This window comes from Acrocarpospora catenulata, assembly GCF_018476525.1.
GTDB lineage: Bacteria > Actinomycetota > Actinomycetes > Streptosporangiales > Streptosporangiaceae > Acrocarpospora > Acrocarpospora catenulata.
The window spans coordinates 53,095-68,920 of the sequence record NZ_JAHCST010000021.1 but is presented as its reverse complement, the minus strand read 5'-3'; the positions used below and the strand labels follow the sequence as shown (position 1 = coordinate 68,920).

Genomic DNA, 15,826 nt, shown 5'->3' with positions numbered 1-15,826 from the left:
AGATTTCTGGTTTTAGCTGCAATTTCCTGGAGCAACCCGGCTGCCCGCAGCTACTACGAGGGATAGAGACCCTTCCTATCGCCTCTGACCTGCGCAGACCGCAGCCGCATCAGCCGTGAAAGGTAGACGTCCGCCAGGGCGGGCGCACGAAGGGAGGGAACCCCGATCCACCCCGTCCCAGCTCAGGCGCTTCGGCCAACCGGTCCAGACCGATCAGATCATCTACTACATTGGATAGCAGATCGGAGGTTCCGCCGAGGAGACAGATGACCATGATGCAAGCGCAGGTGGCGCGTTGGCTCATGGTGGTCGGTTTGGCTTTCGGGGTCGTTTGCATGCACTCCTTCGGCCACCACGGCCCGAGTCACGGCGACACCGAACCGATGGTCTCGGTCGCCGGGCATGACCTGACCCCTGAAGCTCCGGCCCAGACCGGTCTCCTCGCGAACGCGCCAGGGCCGGCTCCCTTCGACGTCTGCCTGGCGGTTCTGACGTCGATTCTGCTGTTCAGGCTGATGGCGACGGCGTTTCACGCGCGCGGCGCGGAGTTCGCCGGACAAGCCGGGTTCTCGCGCCGCGGCAGGCCGCCGCGGCCGCCTCCGAAGGGCCTGTCCCAGGTTCTGATCAGAATCGCGGTCCTGCGGATATAGGCCGGCGGATGCGCGGGAGGTCCTGCACCCCCGCGAGACGGCCGATACCGACCGCAACTGAGGGACAACCACATATGTTCAGCAACCGATCAATTCCCCACCGCGGCATGCTCGCCGTCGCCGCCGGAGCAAGCGCCGCCCTGCTCCTGACGGCCTGTGGCGGCGATGGCTCAGCCGCTGCTCACGAGGGCATGACCAGCAGAAGCACACCCGTCGCGGCGGCGAGCGCCGACTTCAACGACGCTGACGTGATGTTCGCGCAGATGATGATCCCGCACCACGAGCAGGCCGTGGAGATGGCCCAACTGGCGCAGACCCGCGCCTCCGATCAGGAGGTCAGGGACCTGGCCGTGCGGATCAAAGCCGCCCAGGACCCGGAGATCAAGCTTCTCCAGGACTGGCTGGCCGAGTGGGGCCGGCTCGCGGCCCCGGGCGAAGGGATGGATCACGGCATGGCCGGCATGATGACCGGGGACGACATGAAGACGCTCGAGGCCGCCACCGGCACCGCGTTCGATCGGAACTTCGCCCAGATGATGATCGCGCATCACAACGGGGCCATCCAGATGGCCAAGACCGAGCAGGCGGGCGGGGTCAACCCCGATGCCGTGGCGCTGGCCAAGACCATCGAAACCACGCAGCAGGCCGAGGTCGACCAACTACAGGCGATCCTCGACCGGCTCTGACGGTGACCGGTGCCCGGATGCGGTACGGCGTCCGGGCACAGCCGGCCGGAAGGACCGGCTCAGGAGCATGTCAGCCGTGGCTCCGGGTCGTACACCGTATGGAACTTCTGTTCCCGGACGACTTTGCCGTCCTTGTTGAAGATCCGCCAGATGTCGATGGTGAACCCCTCGGCTCCCCCCATCGGGATGCAGTCCGGGCCGGAATCCGACAGCGTCGGGAAGCCTCGTACGTCGTAGCGTCCCGAACTCCTGGACTCGATGTCGAATCTCTTGGTGCTCCAGAACTCCACGGTGATCGATGTGCCGGTGTAGGAGGTATTGATCAGCACGCCGTACGGCGAGTCGTTGCGCCAGCGGAAATCGGGCTGGGGGTAGGAGACGGTCGATTCCCGTCCGGCCGGGTATCGGGAGATGTAGTACTGGTGGGGGGTGTGCTGAACGTCCTGGAAGCCGCCGAAGAAGACCGCGTTGAACATGGTGGTGGCGAACTGGGAGATGCCGCCGCCCACGTCGTTGACGAACCGGTTGTTAAGGATCATCGGCGCCTCGACGAACCCGCGGGCCTTGTCCCTCTTGCCGACGATCCCGTTGAGGGAGAACGTCTCCCCCGGTCTGACCATGTGCCCGTCGAGGATGTCGGCGATGCGATGGATGTTGGTCACCCGTGGCGCACAGCATGGGTGGTAGGTGGTGGCCGAACTCACCTTGGCCCGCACCCCGAGCTTCCTGGCCTGTTCGGTGGTGAGCGCGGGCTGCCGCTGGGTCAGCGGCACGCTGATCGTACGGCTCCCCTCCCCGCTCAGGGATTCGATGATCGATTCCCCCAGCGCCGCAGGGTCGATGCCCTGACCCGCACGAGACGGGACGATCTTGGGTTTTCCGTTCACGATTGTGAAGGTGGCGTCCTTGGGCGCGCCCTCTGCCGGAACGAGGGCCGGTTCCGCCTCCTGGGCCAGCCGTTTCGCGTCGAAGACCGGGGTGAGCGTGGCGCCATCGGGCACGAATTTCAGGTTCGCCGCCAGATCCTCGCGGCTGATCGCGCTCGTCCGCGATTCGTTGGTCAGGACGACGGGCGCTGAGACAGCCGCGCGGGCGAAGGAAAGCGCGCGCCGCATTTCCTCTTCCGACACGGCGGGTGGGATGGTCTCCACTCGGAGCGGGACGACCTTGCCGAAGCCCGGGTACGCGGCTCGCAGCGCTTTCGCGGCTTCCTGCCGATCAAGCCGCGCACCCGCGCGTGGCTTGGTGATCCGAGGTTCGAGGCCGCGAAAACGGACACTTCCCTCCCGCGGCGTACGGTCGGTCTCGGCGGCCAGCTTGTCGACGGCGGCGGCGAGGCGCTCCTGGTCGACTCGGACCCGGACCGTGAAATCGCGTCGGCCGAACAACGACCGCGCGACGCCGACCGGGTTCAACGATTGATCGGCGGCGGCGGCCACGGTCGCCTTCAGATCAATGGACAGGCCCAGTTCGGCTGGTTTCAATCGTTTACGGCCCCCGGGAAGGACCGCGGTAAGCGGCTGGTCAGCCGCCGCGGAAAGGGCGCGGCCCAGCTTGTCTTCGGCGTCGGCCGGTGCGAGGCCGCCGATCCCGACACCCGCGACCCAGGTGTTCGGAGGCACCTCACCGGCGAACACCGCGACCGGGATGCCGTAGCCGAGGAGCAGCAGCGTCAGCGTGCCGCCGACGATGACGAGCAGACGACGCCGGAAGCGGAGGGGGACTCGGCGCATGATCGATATGTCCCTTTACGCGGAGGGGCACGTACGAACGCCAGCGTAGCGAATCAACTATTTCTCCTAGTAAATCAGCCCCCGCCGAGATGTGCGGATGGTCGTAGTGATTGGCGGTGATCCCACCGCGATCGCTCATAGGACGCCAGTACGGGCGTCTCACATAGCCGCCGACTCGCCCCGCTGATCGTCGCGCTCCCGACCGGAACCCCGACGATCTCCGAACCTGACTATGGACCATAGTAGATATGGTCACGAAGAAGGTACCGAAACGCGCAATCCAGCAGCGAATTCGGCGCTTGGTGCTGCTGTGAACAGGCCTGCCGGCAGCTGATGCGCGCGCCCAGCTGATCGGCCCAGGTCCGGGTCTGACGAGACGGCGGCGCCGATGCTCGCCGTCGCCATCCATCCTCGTAGCGGGCCTGTCCAAGTAAAATCATCTTGTCCTAGTTGTGTACTTATGGGCGACCATATTACTTTCTGGGTACTCGCGGCACGCGGCTGTTAGGCCGCTGTCGTTTCGTTGCCCAAACCGTGTGTCCTCGGGCGGGAACCCCGCCAGGGCGCGCGGCCGCCGAATCCGCGACTCGCGGAGCCGGGGACCCATCCCCTGGGGTGAATCGACACACCACTTGTCGTAGGGCACCTCCAGCCCGAACCCGTCAGCTAACCCGGTAGGCGGCATGGAAGTAAGGAGTCAACCCCTTCATGCCCCCACATCGGCTCCCCGCGTCCCCGAAAACCCGTCCGCTCTTCCCGAAGAACCGGCTGAGCCAAGCGCTCACCAGCGCCGTCATCGCGGTCGGCACGACAGCCGCGAGTGTCACCGCCGCACCGGCCGCCGCCGCGGTGGGTCATCCGCAGCATCCGTCCTCCCTCATGACCGCCCACGTCAACGCACCGGCGGTGCTTGGGCGTGCGGCCTACCTGCTCGACGCCTCGACCGGTGAGGTCCAGTTCAGCAAGGCGCCCAACCGGCGCATGCCAGTGGCCAGCCTGACGAAGGTGATGACCGCGCAGGTCGTACTCAAGGAGGCCAAGCCGACGGACACGGTCACGATCACACCGGAGGACGTACGGTACGGGGCACAGGGCGGCGCCTCGGTGGCCTACCTGCAAGCGGGAGACCGGCTCACCGTCGAAGACCTGCTCTACGCCCTGCTGCTCCCCTCGGGCTCGGACGCCGCCCACGCCCTGGCTCGCACCTACGGCCCCGGCGTCTCCGGGTTCGTCGCGAAGATGAACACCGCCGCACGCAATTTCGGGATGCGCGACACCCGGTACGTCAACATCGACGGCATGCCCACGGGCGGCGGAGGCTACTCCACCGCCCGGGACCAGGCGCGGTTGGCCCAGATCGCGCTACGCAAGCAGGAACTGCTGAAAATCACCTCAACCCGGCACCACACGGTCGCCGAGACGTCCAGGCACGGTGCCTACAGTTGGACCAACACCAACAGCCTGCTCGGCACACCCGGCGTGATCGGCCTGAAGACCGGCTTCACCCGTGCCGCGGGCTACAACCTGTCCTTCGCCGCCGACAGCCATGGCCGTCGACTGGTCGGCGTGATCCTCGGCGAGACGGTCTCCAGCAGGCGCTTCCAGACCGCACGGGCGCTCCTGAACTGGGCGGCCCATAAGGCAGCCGGAACCCCCTACGCCGACCCGCGTTGAAAGGCGAAACCAATATCCACTAACTACCGTAGTTAGTTCAGAACATGGTGAGGCGGTGACAGTGGTGGGCCAGGAACACGCTGATCCCGGGTACGAGCGCCACGGCGGCGGGTCCTGACAGCAGGGCCGTGATCGTGATGACACCCGCCAGGCGCTCACGCAGGTTCAACGGAGCCTTCGGATCGAGCATGCGGCGCACCCGAGTGATCGCTGTCTCGCCGCCGGCGCCGAGCGTGAAGGCCGGAGCCCGGCCGGTCGCCAGCCGTACCAGCGCGGCGGCGATATGGATACGCGGGTGACGGCTGGCTGCGACGTCGTCGGCGAGCAACTCGACCAGCCGGGTCACCTCATCCCTGGCCTGGGCGAACAGCGGAAGCCTGGGGAACGCGCGGACGAGGGTCTCGACGGCTGCGAGCAGCAGGTGATGGCGGCCGCGAAGATGCGCCCGCTCATGGGCGATGACCGCTGCCACCTCCTCGGGAGCCAGCGATCGTAGTGCTCCGGTGGTGATGACGGCCTGGCCCCGGCGGCCCGGCAGGCAGTAGGCCACGGGCTCGTCATGCTCCACCACGGTTGCGCCGATGGCGTCGTCAGGACGGCCGAGGATGCGCAGCATCAGGGCGTGCCGCCGCCGCTCCCTCCGTGCCCGCAGCAGGACGGCCAACCCGCAGCAGGCGGCCCATGAGGCGATGAGAAGGGAGCCCGTCATGGCCAGGCGACCACCGGTCGTGGCGAAGGCGGAGCCGCCTGACAACATCGCGGCGCACATCTGGAAGAGCCCGGCCAGACCATGCCCGACGACGGAGCCGGGGACCGCGGCGGCGACGCCAGCCAGGAACGCCGACACGACAGCGGAAGCACAGGCGGCCAGCCAGACGGCGATCGCCAGCCGTGGCGCCCGCTCGCTCCAGGCACCCCGGGGAAGAACCCGGGGCAACAAGCTCATGGCGACAACCGTGTACGCCACAAGGACGGCGGACACGATCACTGGCGGCCCTTGGTCGGATAGACCTGCAGGGCGGCTTCCAGGGCGGTCGCCTCCTCGGGCGTCAGGCGCTCCAGGAAATGGACCAGGGTGGCGGCCTGATTGGCGCTGGAGGCGAGCGTCTCCCGCATCAGTTGAGCCGTGTACGCCTCCCGGCTGGCCACGGTCTCGTACGCGTAGGCCTTGCCGGCCGGTTCGCGACGGAGCAAGCCCTTCTTGAAGAGTTTGTCCATCACCGTCATGACCGTGGTGTAGGCGATCTCACGTTCCTGGCGGAGATCTTCGAGTACGTCGCGGACCGATACGGGCCGACGGTACGACCACAGACGCTCCATGATCGCGGACTCTAGCTCTCCCAGGCCACGCATCGTGCCATGACTCCCTCCGCGTATGCGTTGATGCTACCGGGGATCGTAGATGCGCACCTACCATCACCCTGGCCAAGGAATCCCGCATAGTACGGGGGCGACCAGAATGGTGATCGGTCCGCTGAGCAGCACGATCCCGACGAAGTACACGGTCGCGGAAACCCAGCGTGGCCCCGGGCGCGGGCCGGTGAGCAGCCGCTCCACCCGCTCGGTCACCGCCGAATCGGCCAGCGCCATTCTCGCGGGTGCCGGCTCGCCGGGGGCGCTCATGTGGACAAGGGCGCAGGCCAGCGGCAGGCTGCCGTGCGCGTGCCTTGCCCGATCGTCGGCGAGCATCTCCAGCAGGACGGGGACAGCTTGGCGTGCCTTCCCGGCGGCGGTCAGCCATGAACGGGAGAAGTAGCAGGTCGTGTCGCCCCTGGGCGTGGGCGCGCTCGTGCGCGAGGTTCAGCTCGCGAGGCTGAGTGTCTGCCACAACGCCAGCGCGGCGCGGGGGTGCTCACGAGTCCACCGTGCCCCGGCCAGCGCGGATGCGATCCGTCCGCCGAGCAGGAGGGGAAGCAGGGAGACACCGACGGCGATCAACCACGGGGTCACCGAGAATCCCGGTCTGCTTCGTGCTCCTCCAAAGCCGCTCTCAGCGCTGCGGTGACCTCGGGAGAGACGGCCCCGACGAAACGCATCACCGCCGCCTCGACATCACCGGCTTGGTCGAGCGCGGCGCGCATCGACTCTGCCACGAAGGCGTCCCGGTCAGCGGTGGCTTTGTAGAGGTGCGCGCGTCCTTCGCGGTGCCGCGACACCAGTTCCTTGTGCGAGAGCCGTACCAGAACGGTCAGCACGGTGGTGACCGCGGGCTTGGAAGGAAGAGCGTTGGCGATCTGCTGGGCGAACATCCCGTCGGGATGTCTCCACAGCGCTTCCATGATCGAGCGTTCCAGGTTGCCGAGCCGCACCGCGCACCCCTTACGTCCCATCGCCGAAGCTAGAGGGTACGCGATCCGGGCTGGGCGCAACGACGGCCGGAAGACTACTCACGGATGGGCTCGGTGCCGATGCCAGGCAGGAACCGGCCCGTCCGCGCGGTGTAGTCGGTGAAAGCGGAGCCGTGCACACGGGCCAGGTACGGTTCTTCGACGGCTCGTACCTGGATTTCGATGGCGGCGACCAGGGCCGGCAGAGCGGTCAGCGACAGCCAGCTGGGTATCAGGAGGGGCAGTCCGAGGAGCGCCGTCGTCATCGCGGTGAAGATCGGATTACGGACCCAGGAGAAGATTCCCCCGGTGACCAGGTTCGTACGCTCGTCGGCGTCGACGCCGATGCGCCATGAGGCGCCCATGGCGTTCTGGGCGAGGAAGGTCACGACCAGGCCGACAAGGGCGAGTGCGAGACCCAGACCACCGAGGACGGGATGAGTCAGCGAGGCCGCCGGGGTGAGGAGCCCGGTTGCGGCCAGGAGCAGGGCGAGCACCGTGGCCACGATGGCGAGGACGAACAGGACGCCGCCCCACCAGCCAAGGCTGCCAGGACGTTCACGAATACCGATGAAACCCGTGCTTCCGGTCTGCCGGAACTGGAGCCAGCTCCGGTAGCCGAAGAGCACCAGGAGGCCCAGGGTGTAGACGACCAAAGCAGCGATGATCACGGCGGTCACTCTGTCTCGGTTGGGGTGGCTTTGTGGGAGGGGCCGTGGGGGTCGGCGCAGTGGACCTCGGTGGTGGTGCCGAGCGTCAGCAGTTCCTTGGGGGCGTGGTCGACCTGCAGGGTGGTGTGCTCGATGCCGTACTGGTCGTGGACCATACGCTCGGCGGCCACGCGGACGGCGTGGCAGTCGGCGCCCGGCTCCACCAGGATGTGGGCCGAGAGTGCGGCGTAGCCGGAGGTGACCTCCCAGATGTGCAGGTCGTGCACTTCGACGACCGAGTCGAGAGCCGCGGCCTTCGTTCCGATTTCGGTGGGGTTCATGCCGACCGGGGCGGCTTCCATGAAGACGCGGCCGGAATCGCGGACCAGGCCCCAACCGGCCTTGAGCATGAGGGCGGCCACGACCAGGGCGGCGAGGGCGTCGGCCCGTCCCCAGCCGGTGAGCCAGACGACCGCTCCGGCGATGGTGGTGGCGATGAAGGCGAACAGGTCGTTGAGGACGTGCTGGTAGGCGCCTTCGACGTTGAGGCTGCTCCGGTTGGCCTTGGACATGAGCCAGGCGGCCGCCAGGTTGATCGCGATGCCCGCCAGGCCGGTCACCACCACGTACAGCCCCTCGACGTCGGGGGGTTCGACGAGCCGGCGAACGCCCTCGAAGATGAAGTACGCGCTGAGCAGGAGCAGGGTGATGCCGTTGATCTGCGCGGAGATGATCTCGGCGCGTTTGAGGCCGTAGGTGAAGCCGCCCCGGGGCGGGCGGGCGGAGATGCGCATGGCGATCAGCGCGAAGACGATGGCGATGGCGTCGGTGAGCATGTGCCCGGCGTCCGAGATCAACGCCAGCGACTGGGCGATGAAACCGATGACCACCTCGATCGCCATGAAGCCAACGATCAGGGCGAGCGCACCGGTCAGGTAACGGCGGTCGGCCTCAGCGCTGACCCCGTGTCCGTGACCATGACCGTGTCCGTGGTCAGCCATCGTTTCGCTCCTCCTCCTGGCCGATGTGGGTGATCGCCAGGTCGAACAGCAGGCGGACGTGCGAGTCGGCCAGCCGGTAGTAGGCCATCCGGCCGGAGCGGCGGACCTTGACCACCTGGTGCGTGCGCAGCAGGCGTAGCGCGTGCGAGGCGGCGGACATGCTCTGCCCGGTGGCCGCGGCCAGGTCGCAGACGCACATCTCACCGCCCTCCAGGAGCGCGGCCAGCAAGCGCAACCGCCCAGGATCGGCCAGCAAAGAGAAGACCTTGGCGAGATCGTGCACAACCTCCTCCGAGGGAAGCGCCCGCCGGACGGCGGCCACCCGCTCGGCGTCCACCATCGGCGTGGGACAGGTGTCAGGCGGCAGGAGCACCGCAACACTTGAATGCCTGTTCATATGTTGGAGTGTCCAGCCGTACCCAGCGGATGTCAACACCACCTCCTCGGCAGACTTGAACACTTGCTCAGACGTGTAAACGTTGAGTAGCTGGATATCTACTCTCCGCAATGAGGCCTGGCAAAGGCGCCTGCGGTCCCCGGGTCGCCATGACATCGAAGAAGGAGTGTGGAATGGCATGCCCAGCTGGGTGCAGTCAATGGAGCCGACGTTCGAAGCGCGATCTTCAGGGCTTGCGGTCTGGCTCGCCGTCGTCTTGATCTCTCTGTCCACTTTGGCGGGAGCCTGGTTGGCCAGGCGAAAATCCCGGCAAGTCACTGCTTTGCTTGCCGTCGCATCCGCTCTGATGCTGGTCACCGCGTTGATCGATATGCTGCCGGACGCGTGGCAGGGGGCGATTGAGAACGACGTCCCGTTGTGGGCGCTGGGGCTGGCGATCGTTTTCGGGTTCCTGGTGATCACCTATTTCACGCGGAAGGGTTGCGGCCACGACCATGAGAACGCCAAGCCGGTCGGTAGGCACGCTCCCGGTCTGCACCGCCAGGTCAAGGAGGTGCTCAGCGCCGCCGTGTTCGGTGGCATGGGTACGGCGGCGGCCCTGTCGGTCCACCGCGCGGTCGAGGGCGCCACGCTCGCCCTGACCACATCCGCCGTCGTGGTGATCGCTCTCATGGTCCATTCGACCAGCGAGGGTCTGGCGTTGACCGCGCTCCTGGACATGGCGAAGCAACGGCTGGCGCCCTGGCTGACGGTGTCCTGTGTGAGTCCGGCGGTAGGCGTTCTGATCGCGACGGTCAGTCCCATTCCGCCTCAGGTCGAGCCCATCCTGATCGGGGTGGTGGCCGGCGTTCTCCTCCGTACGGCCGTGGTGGGCATAAAACTGGCCGCGAGCAGGCAGAAGGACGGACGCCTGCCCCGGCGGCACCTGGTGAGCGCCATCGCCCTGGCCGGAACGCTGGCGGTGATCATCGCCGTCATCCGCTGGATGCCGGGTGACCAGCGATCCAATCAGATGGGACGGGCCGTGGCTCGCCTTCCTGCTCCAGCGGCCTCCCCGCCCTCGGCGATGCCTCCGCTTCCGTCCCCTACTCCTTCCTCTCCTCTCGACAGAAAGGAACTGCGGGCCGCCCTGACCACAGGGCAGCTCACCCTGTCCCAGGTGTTCGCTCGCCCGGACAAGCTGGCGCAGGGGACCAACATCGGCTGGTTGTTGCGGGGGCTCCCCGGTCATGACACGAAAGCCCTGCTGGCGGCCAAAGGCATCGAACCCACGCGCGCCGTCGGTGATCTCACCGAGCGTCAGCGCGCCTATCTGCTGGACGTTTTCTCCTCGAAAGGCTAGGTGATTCAGACCATGAGCGATGGGCACGGCCACGCGCATTCGAACCTCGCACCGGAGGTCCTCGACCACTCACCGCACGCGGGTTCCAGCGCCACCGGCAAGGTGCTGACGCCTGAGGACGTTCAGCGCCGGGTGTTCGCCACCAGTCGCCTCCGTGAGGGGTACGACCTCGCCGAAGTCGACCTCTTTCTGGGCGAGGTGGAGAGCAGCCTGCGCCGCCTTCATCAGGAAAACGGCCAGTTGAAGACCCAGCTGAACCCGGCTGACCAGCCACGCGTCGACATACCGCCCACGCTCGGCGCAAGCGGCCTGCACACCGAGACACCCATCCTGTTGATCTCAACCGCGCAAGAAGAGGCCGCGGCGATCAGGGCTCAAGCCGAAGCGGACGCACGCGCACGCACCGAGGCGTTGCGCGAGGGATTGCGCAGAGCCAGGGAGATCCTCAGCCGCGATCTGCAAGAGATCGACCGCAGGCGGGTGAGCCTCGAAGACCATCTCTCTCAGATCGATGGGCTGATCGACCGGCTCCGCCAGGACGATGAAGCCTCTCCTGGGCCGGGTGCATCAGAAAGCTGACTGCCACTGCTGAACAACGTCCACGCATTGGCGATACCTCGAATCGGCGAACGTGAGACGTCCCCTGCGGGAACGGGGCTGGCACCGGCGATACCGGTGCCAGCCAACTCCTGGCCGTCACCGCGGAACAGAGCCGTCCCGACGAGAAGGACGAACCCAACGGCTGCGGAACGGATCGACACGCGGCCGGGCATCAGCGCTCGCCGCCGCTCTGCGGGACCTCGATCGAGTACAGGGAATCCATGGCTGCCAACTCCGGTCAGGGCCGATTGCGACACACTCACCCGGAGATACGCCAGTCTTGTTTCTACGGTTTATAGAAGTTCAGTCCCCGGCCAGAGCCGGGCCGCTGTACCCGAACCTGTCCCCCGCAGGGAAGCCAGGACCAGCCGGGCTTCGACCCTGATCTGACCACGGCGTTCCGCCTATTGCGAGTCGTTGTGGCAGCACCCATCCGCGCAGTCCGCCGTCCCGGTTTCGCCGGATGCCGTACGGGCTGACTGGAGTGGTGCGCAGCAGGCGTCCCCTCGCCAGGCCTCGCGGCCTTCCTTGACCGCGACGGCGGCGATGACCAGGGCGGCGATCGGGTCCGCCCAGGACCAGCCGAACAGGCTGTTGAGCGCGAGCCCGACCAGCAGGACCGCCGACAGGTAGGTGCACAGCAGGGTCTGCTTGGAGTCGGCGACCGCGCTCGCCGAGCCGAGTTCGCGGCCGGTCCTGCGCTGCGCGTAGGACAGGAACGGCATGATCAGCAGAGACAGGGCGGCCAGGATGAGCCCGGGAGTGGAGTGCTCGGCTTCCCCGCTGCCCAGCAACGCGCGTACGGCATCGAAGGAGACGTAGGCGGCCAGGCCGAAGAAGGACAGCGCGATCACGCGCAGCGCGGCCTTCTCCCGCCGCTCGTGATCGGCGACCGAGAACTGCCAGGCGACAGCGGCGGCCGAGGCCACCTCGATCACCGAGTCCAGGCCGAACCCGATGAGTGCGGCGGAGGAGGCGACGGTCCCGGCGGTGAGCGCGACGGCCGCCTCGATCACGTTGTAGGTGATGGTGGCCGCCACCAGTAGCCGGATCCGGCTCTGCAACCGCATGCGGCGTGCCAGCGCGGGGTCAAGGTCCAGGGCGGTCATGACGCGGCCTCCGGCTCAGGCGCGGCCTCCACCAAGCCGGCAGCAGGTTCGGAAGAGAGCGGACGCAGCGTGATGGCGTGACCGGTGGCGCCGAGCAGGTGCTCGGCCGCGGCGAGCAGGTCCATCAGCTCGGGCCGGGTCAGGGCGTAGAACGACTGGCGGCCCTCAGCGCGGTAGTCGATCAGGCCGCAGTCTCGAAGGCATGCCAGGTGTTTGGACACCGTGGACTGGGCCAGCCCGAGTTCCCCGGTCAAGTCGACGACGCGCGCCTCGCCGCGGGCCAGCCGCGCCACGATCCGCAATCGGGTCTCGTCCGCCAGCGAATGAAACAGCGCCGCCGCAGGGGAGATCCCAGCCGCGATGTCGGCGGTGACGCACCACCCACCCTCATTAATCGCCATAGTGCGATGATAGCCACGTCTGGCGATCGATGGTCAACCCTTCTTTGAGAGGGCTTACGTCGCCCATATTCGACATGCCGTAGAAGTTCTACGCGACGTAGAACCACCGGGTGAGCACACCGAGCGAGGAGCCATGAGCGACAAGTCCCCACTGACGAGAAAGGAGCGGCTTGCCCAGCTCCAGATCCGGCAGCGCCGACGCGAGAACGTCCGCAGAACGATCGTGGTCGGTGCCGCCTCCGTGACGCTGGTCGCGGTGGTGACGACGGTGGCTGTGCTGATCATCCGTGAGCGTGCGAAGTCCTCCCTGGATGCGGTGCAGGTCGCCACCTTCGAAAATCGCAACCACACCACCGATCCGGTGACCTACCAGCACAGCCCGCCCATCGGCGGAGATCACGACCCCCAGTGGCAGAACTGCGGCGTCTACGCCCAGCCCCTGCGCAAGGAGAACGTCGTACACGCCCAGGAGCACGGCGCCGTGTGGATCACCGTCCGCCCCGACCTCCCGGTTGCCGAGGTGGAGAAGGTGGTCAGCCGAAGGTGACCATGGACGCCGTGATGGTTCTTCTGGCGGGCGTGGCCCTGTCGGCCTTCTGGCTGCTGGCGCCCTCCGCCCCCGGCGACGGCTCCCCAGAAGCGGGATTCGCCCGGGACATGCAGGCCCACCATGCCCAGGCCGTGCGCATGGCCATGATCATCCGCGACTGAACCACCGATCCGGAGATCCGCACCCTCGCCTACGACATCGCCACCACCCAGCAGCACCAGATCGGGCAGATGTACGCCTGGCTCAACCTGTGGGGCCTGCCGCAAGCAGCGTCGGGCCCGCCAATGAGCTGGATGCGCGACCACCACGCCAAGACGACACAGACCCCGGCCTCGATGCCGGGGATGGCGAGCGCGGATCAACTCCAAGCATTGGAGAAGGCCAGCGGCCGCGAGGCCGAAATGCTCTTCCTCCGCACCGCACATGGAGCGCATCCGCGCCGAGTACGCCGGGCGGATCAATCTGGTGGTCCGCTACTTCCCGCTGCCCGGCCACCGCAACGGCGAACTGGCCGCCCGGGCAGCCGAGGCGGCCGCCCGGCAGGGCAAGTTCGAAGCCATGTACGCGGAGCGGCGCGGTGCGCTTCGGCTGCGGCCTCGTCCGCGTACACCTCGAAGAAGATGAAGTGGTGGTCGTCGGCCAGGTCCTGGGACACGTCGAAGTAGAGGCAGCCGGGCTCGTCGGTGAAGGATCGCCGTGCATTCTCCTCGATGGCCGCGAGGAACGGTGTCACATGTCCGGGACGCACCCGCAGACCGACCGTCAGAGTGATCATTCAGGGCTCCCCTCTCGTTGTGTACGGTCGAGCAGGCCGCGATCCAAGCGTCCTGCGAAATCCGGCGGCTCGTCGGGCAGCAGGCCGTCGCGTTCACCGTCGCGGCGCTACCGCTGTGCCGCTCGGTCTGACCGATATCTATGGCGACTCGGCGGTTGTACCGTGGCCCGGGCTGTCGTGTCGTGCGGCGATCCGGCCGGCGAGCGTGGCGATGAGTGCTCGTGCCTCCGAGGGGTGGGTGATCTCGATGTGGTCGCTGAACTGCAGGAGCTGACGCACGCCGTCGAGCTGCTCGTATCCGACGGTGAGGCGGATGCGGGTCGGGTCGTCGGTCGCGTCAACGGTCCGCAGCCTGCTGCCGAGGATGCGGCGGGCGATATCCTCCCGGTCCGCGTCGAGGAGCGCGGTCACGATCACCTCGTGGCGGTCTTCGAGCGCGGCGACGAGCTCGCGGACGACGTCGGCGAGGGCGACGTCGGGGCGGATGCGACGCTCACTGTCCAGCACCGACCACGACCTCAGCCGGGCGAGTGCGAACATGCGCGGCCGCCCGTCGACGTCGGCGATCAGGTACCAGCGCCCACCGCGCGAGGACACCCCGTACGGATCGACCGTGCGTTCCCGTGCGACGCGCCGGCCACTGGATTGATAGAGGATGCGCAGCCGGTTCCCGCTGCGGATGTCGCGGACAAGCTGTGCCAGCTCGGCGGGTTCCCGCGGGGCGAACCAGGCTGTGTCGTCGATCGTGACGACATCGGCCAACGGTAGACGCGCCTCGTCCCGGCCGGGCGCAGGGCGCCGCTTCCTGGCGGCGAGCTTCTGCGCAGCGCTGCGGGCCGCCACCTCGATTCCCAGCTGCCGGGCCCGGCGCACGTCGATGCCGAACACCTCCAGCACCTCGGCCTCGGTGTCGGTCAGCCGGCCCACGTCGATGCCGGCACCGGGCAGCAGCGTGATCCCGCCGTAGCGGCCGCGCTCGGCCACGACCGGGACATCCGCGGCCGTCAGCGCGCCGACGTCGCGCAGGATCGTCCGCTTCGAGACGCCGAACTGCGCGGCCAGATCGTCGGCGGTCATCTGCCTGCCCGCCTGCAATGCGACGAGCAGCGCCAGCAGCCGCTGCGGACGTTCCATGCTCCACCTTCACCTCAATAGATGACATGGACTGTCATCTATTGATGCGAGTGTAGCCGTACGACATCCACCGATTCGAAAGAAAGCCCTCGCATGAGCGCACCGAACCTGTTCCTGATCTACGTCACCGACATCGAGCGGGCGACCCGGTTCTACTCCGACCTGTTCGAGATCGAGCCGATCACCACCACCCCCCGCTACGTCCCCTTCCAGGTCGCGCCGAGCGTCCTGTTCGCCCTGTGGAGCGGACGCGGCGACACCGTCACGCCAGACACGCCCCGCTCCTCCGAGGTCGGCCTGATGGTCCCCCGCGCCACCGCCGCCATCGACGACGTCTACGCGAAGTGGGCGGAGAAGGGCGTCACCGTGATCGAGGAGCCGCACGACGACGTCTTCGGCCGCACCTTCGTCATCGCCGACCCCGACGGAAACCTCATCCGCGTCTCACCGTTCGACTGAATCCCCGCAGCGGGCATCCCGACGCGCCTCCCTGGCAAACCACGCCAGGGAGGCGCCCATGCCCACATTCGACGATCCGACCAAAGACTCCGCCGAAGCCTCGGAAGCCCTGCGCGGGCTCGCGCACGCGACCCGCACCTTCGATGACCCGGCCGACGCCTACCCGGTGATCGGCGATCTGCTCGCCGGATCCGATCACTGATCCGGAGCGAATCGCGAGCTTGACCATCCGCCGTCGAGACCGGCTCGGCGGAGTCCTCCACGAGTACTCACATGCCGCTTGAACTGCACGGATGGAATTTTCGGCAGGCACAGAGTCCGTGACGCCGGTTGCGGTG

General features: G+C 67.4%; 22 protein-coding genes, 2 pseudogenes and 1 riboswitch. Of the genes and pseudogenes, 11 read left to right on the top strand and 13 right to left on the bottom strand.

Translation table 11 applies throughout. The annotated features are described in order from the left end of the window. Positions 1–266 precede the first annotated feature (266 nt). Positions 267–650, top strand: coding sequence for a hypothetical protein (locus KIP79_RS22465; protein ID WP_214106864.1), 384 nt, complete (start codon positions 267–269; stop codon positions 648–650). Positions 651–757: 107 nt separating this feature from the next. Next, positions 758–1,336, top strand: a complete 579-nt coding sequence (locus KIP79_RS22460; protein WP_250213642.1) for a DUF305 domain-containing protein — start codon at positions 758–760, stop codon at positions 1,334–1,336. A gap of 59 nt (positions 1,337–1,395) precedes the next feature. Here KIP79_RS22460 and KIP79_RS22455 read toward each other — a convergent pair whose 3' ends face one another. Next, on the bottom strand, positions 1,396–3,069 hold the full coding sequence (locus KIP79_RS22455; protein ID WP_214106862.1) for a VanW family protein: 1,674 nt from the start codon (positions 3,067–3,069) through the stop codon (positions 1,396–1,398). 562 nt (positions 3,070–3,631) lie between these two features. After that, positions 3,632–3,765, top strand: a riboswitch (cyclic di-AMP (ydaO/yuaA leader). A 12-nt stretch (positions 3,766–3,777) separates the two neighbouring features. Here KIP79_RS22455 and KIP79_RS22450 point away from each other — a divergent pair. Beyond that, positions 3,778–4,743 (top strand): D-alanyl-D-alanine carboxypeptidase family protein, encoded by a 966-nt coding sequence (locus tag KIP79_RS22450; RefSeq protein WP_214106861.1) that lies wholly within the window; start codon positions 3,778–3,780, stop codon positions 4,741–4,743. A gap of 37 nt (positions 4,744–4,780) precedes the next feature. On the opposite strand, the gene KIP79_RS22445 is transcribed toward KIP79_RS22450, so the two are convergent. The 8 genes from KIP79_RS22445 to KIP79_RS22410 all read right to left on the bottom strand — a co-directional run bounded on the left by KIP79_RS22445 (position 4,781) and on the right by KIP79_RS22410 (position 9,094). Further along, positions 4,781–5,689, bottom strand: a complete 909-nt coding sequence (locus KIP79_RS22445; protein WP_214106860.1) for a M56 family metallopeptidase — start codon at positions 5,687–5,689, stop codon at positions 4,781–4,783. Positions 5,690–5,727: 38 nt separating this feature from the next. After that, positions 5,728–6,096 (bottom strand): BlaI/MecI/CopY family transcriptional regulator, encoded by a 369-nt coding sequence (locus KIP79_RS22440; protein WP_214106859.1) that lies wholly within the window; start codon positions 6,094–6,096, stop codon positions 5,728–5,730. Between the two features lie 63 nt (positions 6,097–6,159). Next, a complete protein-coding gene (locus tag KIP79_RS22435; RefSeq protein WP_214106858.1) occupies positions 6,160–6,432 on the bottom strand; it encodes a M48 family metalloprotease in 273 nt (90 codons plus the stop codon). 111 nt (positions 6,433–6,543) lie between these two features. Then, entirely contained in the window at positions 6,544–6,693 is a 150-nt protein-coding gene (locus KIP79_RS22430; RefSeq protein WP_214106857.1) for a hypothetical protein, read from the bottom strand. After that, a complete protein-coding gene (locus KIP79_RS22425) occupies positions 6,690–7,052 on the bottom strand; it encodes a BlaI/MecI/CopY family transcriptional regulator (protein WP_214106856.1) in 363 nt (120 codons plus the stop codon). Before KIP79_RS22425 ends, KIP79_RS22430 begins: the two co-directional genes overlap by 4 nt. A gap of 74 nt (positions 7,053–7,126) precedes the next feature. Further along, positions 7,127–7,741, bottom strand: a complete 615-nt coding sequence (locus KIP79_RS22420) for a methyltransferase family protein (RefSeq protein ID WP_214106855.1) — start codon at positions 7,739–7,741, stop codon at positions 7,127–7,129. Positions 7,742–7,746: 5 nt separating this feature from the next. After that, the gene (locus tag KIP79_RS22415) at positions 7,747–8,721 is read right to left on the bottom strand and encodes a cation diffusion facilitator family transporter (RefSeq protein WP_214106854.1); all 975 of its coding nucleotides are present in this window, start codon (positions 8,719–8,721) and stop codon (positions 7,747–7,749) included. After that, complete coding sequence (locus KIP79_RS22410) at positions 8,714–9,094, bottom strand: ArsR/SmtB family transcription factor (protein WP_308169838.1); 381 nt, start codon at positions 9,092–9,094, stop codon at positions 8,714–8,716. The genes KIP79_RS22415 and KIP79_RS22410 overlap by 8 nt, the downstream gene beginning before the upstream one ends. 202 nt (positions 9,095–9,296) lie before the next feature. Between KIP79_RS22410 and KIP79_RS22405 the strand changes: the two genes are divergently transcribed. After that, complete coding sequence (locus tag KIP79_RS22405; protein ID WP_214106853.1) at positions 9,297–10,460, top strand: ZIP family transporter; 1,164 nt, start codon at positions 9,297–9,299, stop codon at positions 10,458–10,460. Positions 10,461–10,472: 12 nt separating this feature from the next. Next, on the top strand, positions 10,473–11,039 hold the full coding sequence (locus tag KIP79_RS49580) for a DivIVA domain-containing protein (protein WP_214106852.1): 567 nt from the start codon (positions 10,473–10,475) through the stop codon (positions 11,037–11,039). Positions 11,040–11,464: 425 nt separating this feature from the next. On the opposite strand, the gene KIP79_RS22395 is transcribed toward KIP79_RS49580, so the two are convergent. Together KIP79_RS22395 and KIP79_RS22390 are read right to left on the bottom strand one after the other, a co-directional pair. Beyond that, on the bottom strand, positions 11,465–12,169 hold the full coding sequence (locus KIP79_RS22395; RefSeq protein ID WP_214106851.1) for a cation efflux transmembrane domain-containing protein: 705 nt from the start codon (positions 12,167–12,169) through the stop codon (positions 11,465–11,467). After that, positions 12,166–12,570: an ArsR/SmtB family transcription factor gene (locus KIP79_RS22390; protein WP_214106850.1), complete on the bottom strand. Its 405-nt coding sequence runs from the start codon at positions 12,568–12,570 to the stop codon at positions 12,166–12,168. Before KIP79_RS22390 ends, KIP79_RS22395 begins: the two co-directional genes overlap by 4 nt. Positions 12,571–12,703: 133 nt before the next feature. On the opposite strand from KIP79_RS22390, the gene KIP79_RS22385 reads away from it, so the two are divergent. From KIP79_RS22385 to KIP79_RS47200, 4 genes and pseudogenes are all read left to right on the top strand, one after another. Continuing rightward, positions 12,704–13,117: a DUF3105 domain-containing protein gene (locus tag KIP79_RS22385; protein ID WP_214106849.1), complete on the top strand. Its 414-nt coding sequence runs from the start codon at positions 12,704–12,706 to the stop codon at positions 13,115–13,117. Continuing rightward, positions 13,114–13,281: a DUF305 domain-containing protein gene (locus tag KIP79_RS49575; RefSeq protein ID WP_214106848.1), complete on the top strand. Its 168-nt coding sequence runs from the start codon at positions 13,114–13,116 to the stop codon at positions 13,279–13,281. Before KIP79_RS22385 ends, KIP79_RS49575 begins: the two co-directional genes overlap by 4 nt. A 15-nt stretch (positions 13,282–13,296) precedes the next feature. Beyond that, a pseudogene (locus KIP79_RS50130) lies at positions 13,297–13,479 on the top strand (DUF305 domain-containing protein); the annotation flags it as partial. Between the two features lie 64 nt (positions 13,480–13,543). After that, positions 13,544–13,744, top strand: a complete 201-nt coding sequence (locus KIP79_RS47200) for a hypothetical protein (RefSeq protein WP_443611856.1) — start codon at positions 13,544–13,546, stop codon at positions 13,742–13,744. A gap of 1 nt (position 13,745) precedes the next feature. On the opposite strand, the pseudogene KIP79_RS50125 reads toward KIP79_RS47200, so the two are convergent. Next, a pseudogene (locus KIP79_RS50125) lies at positions 13,746–13,895 on the bottom strand (putative quinol monooxygenase); the annotation flags it as partial. Between the two features lie 138 nt (positions 13,896–14,033). Then, a complete protein-coding gene (locus KIP79_RS22365; RefSeq protein ID WP_214106846.1) occupies positions 14,034–15,029 on the bottom strand; it encodes a helix-turn-helix transcriptional regulator in 996 nt (331 codons plus the stop codon). 93 nt (positions 15,030–15,122) lie between these two features. On the opposite strand from KIP79_RS22365, the gene KIP79_RS22360 reads away from it, so the two are divergent. Continuing rightward, positions 15,123–15,488, top strand: coding sequence for a VOC family protein (locus KIP79_RS22360; RefSeq protein ID WP_214106845.1), 366 nt, complete (start codon positions 15,123–15,125; stop codon positions 15,486–15,488). 58 nt (positions 15,489–15,546) lie between these two features. Then, positions 15,547–15,690, top strand: coding sequence for a hypothetical protein (locus KIP79_RS22355; RefSeq protein ID WP_214106844.1), 144 nt, complete (start codon positions 15,547–15,549; stop codon positions 15,688–15,690). Positions 15,691–15,826 lie beyond the last annotated feature (136 nt).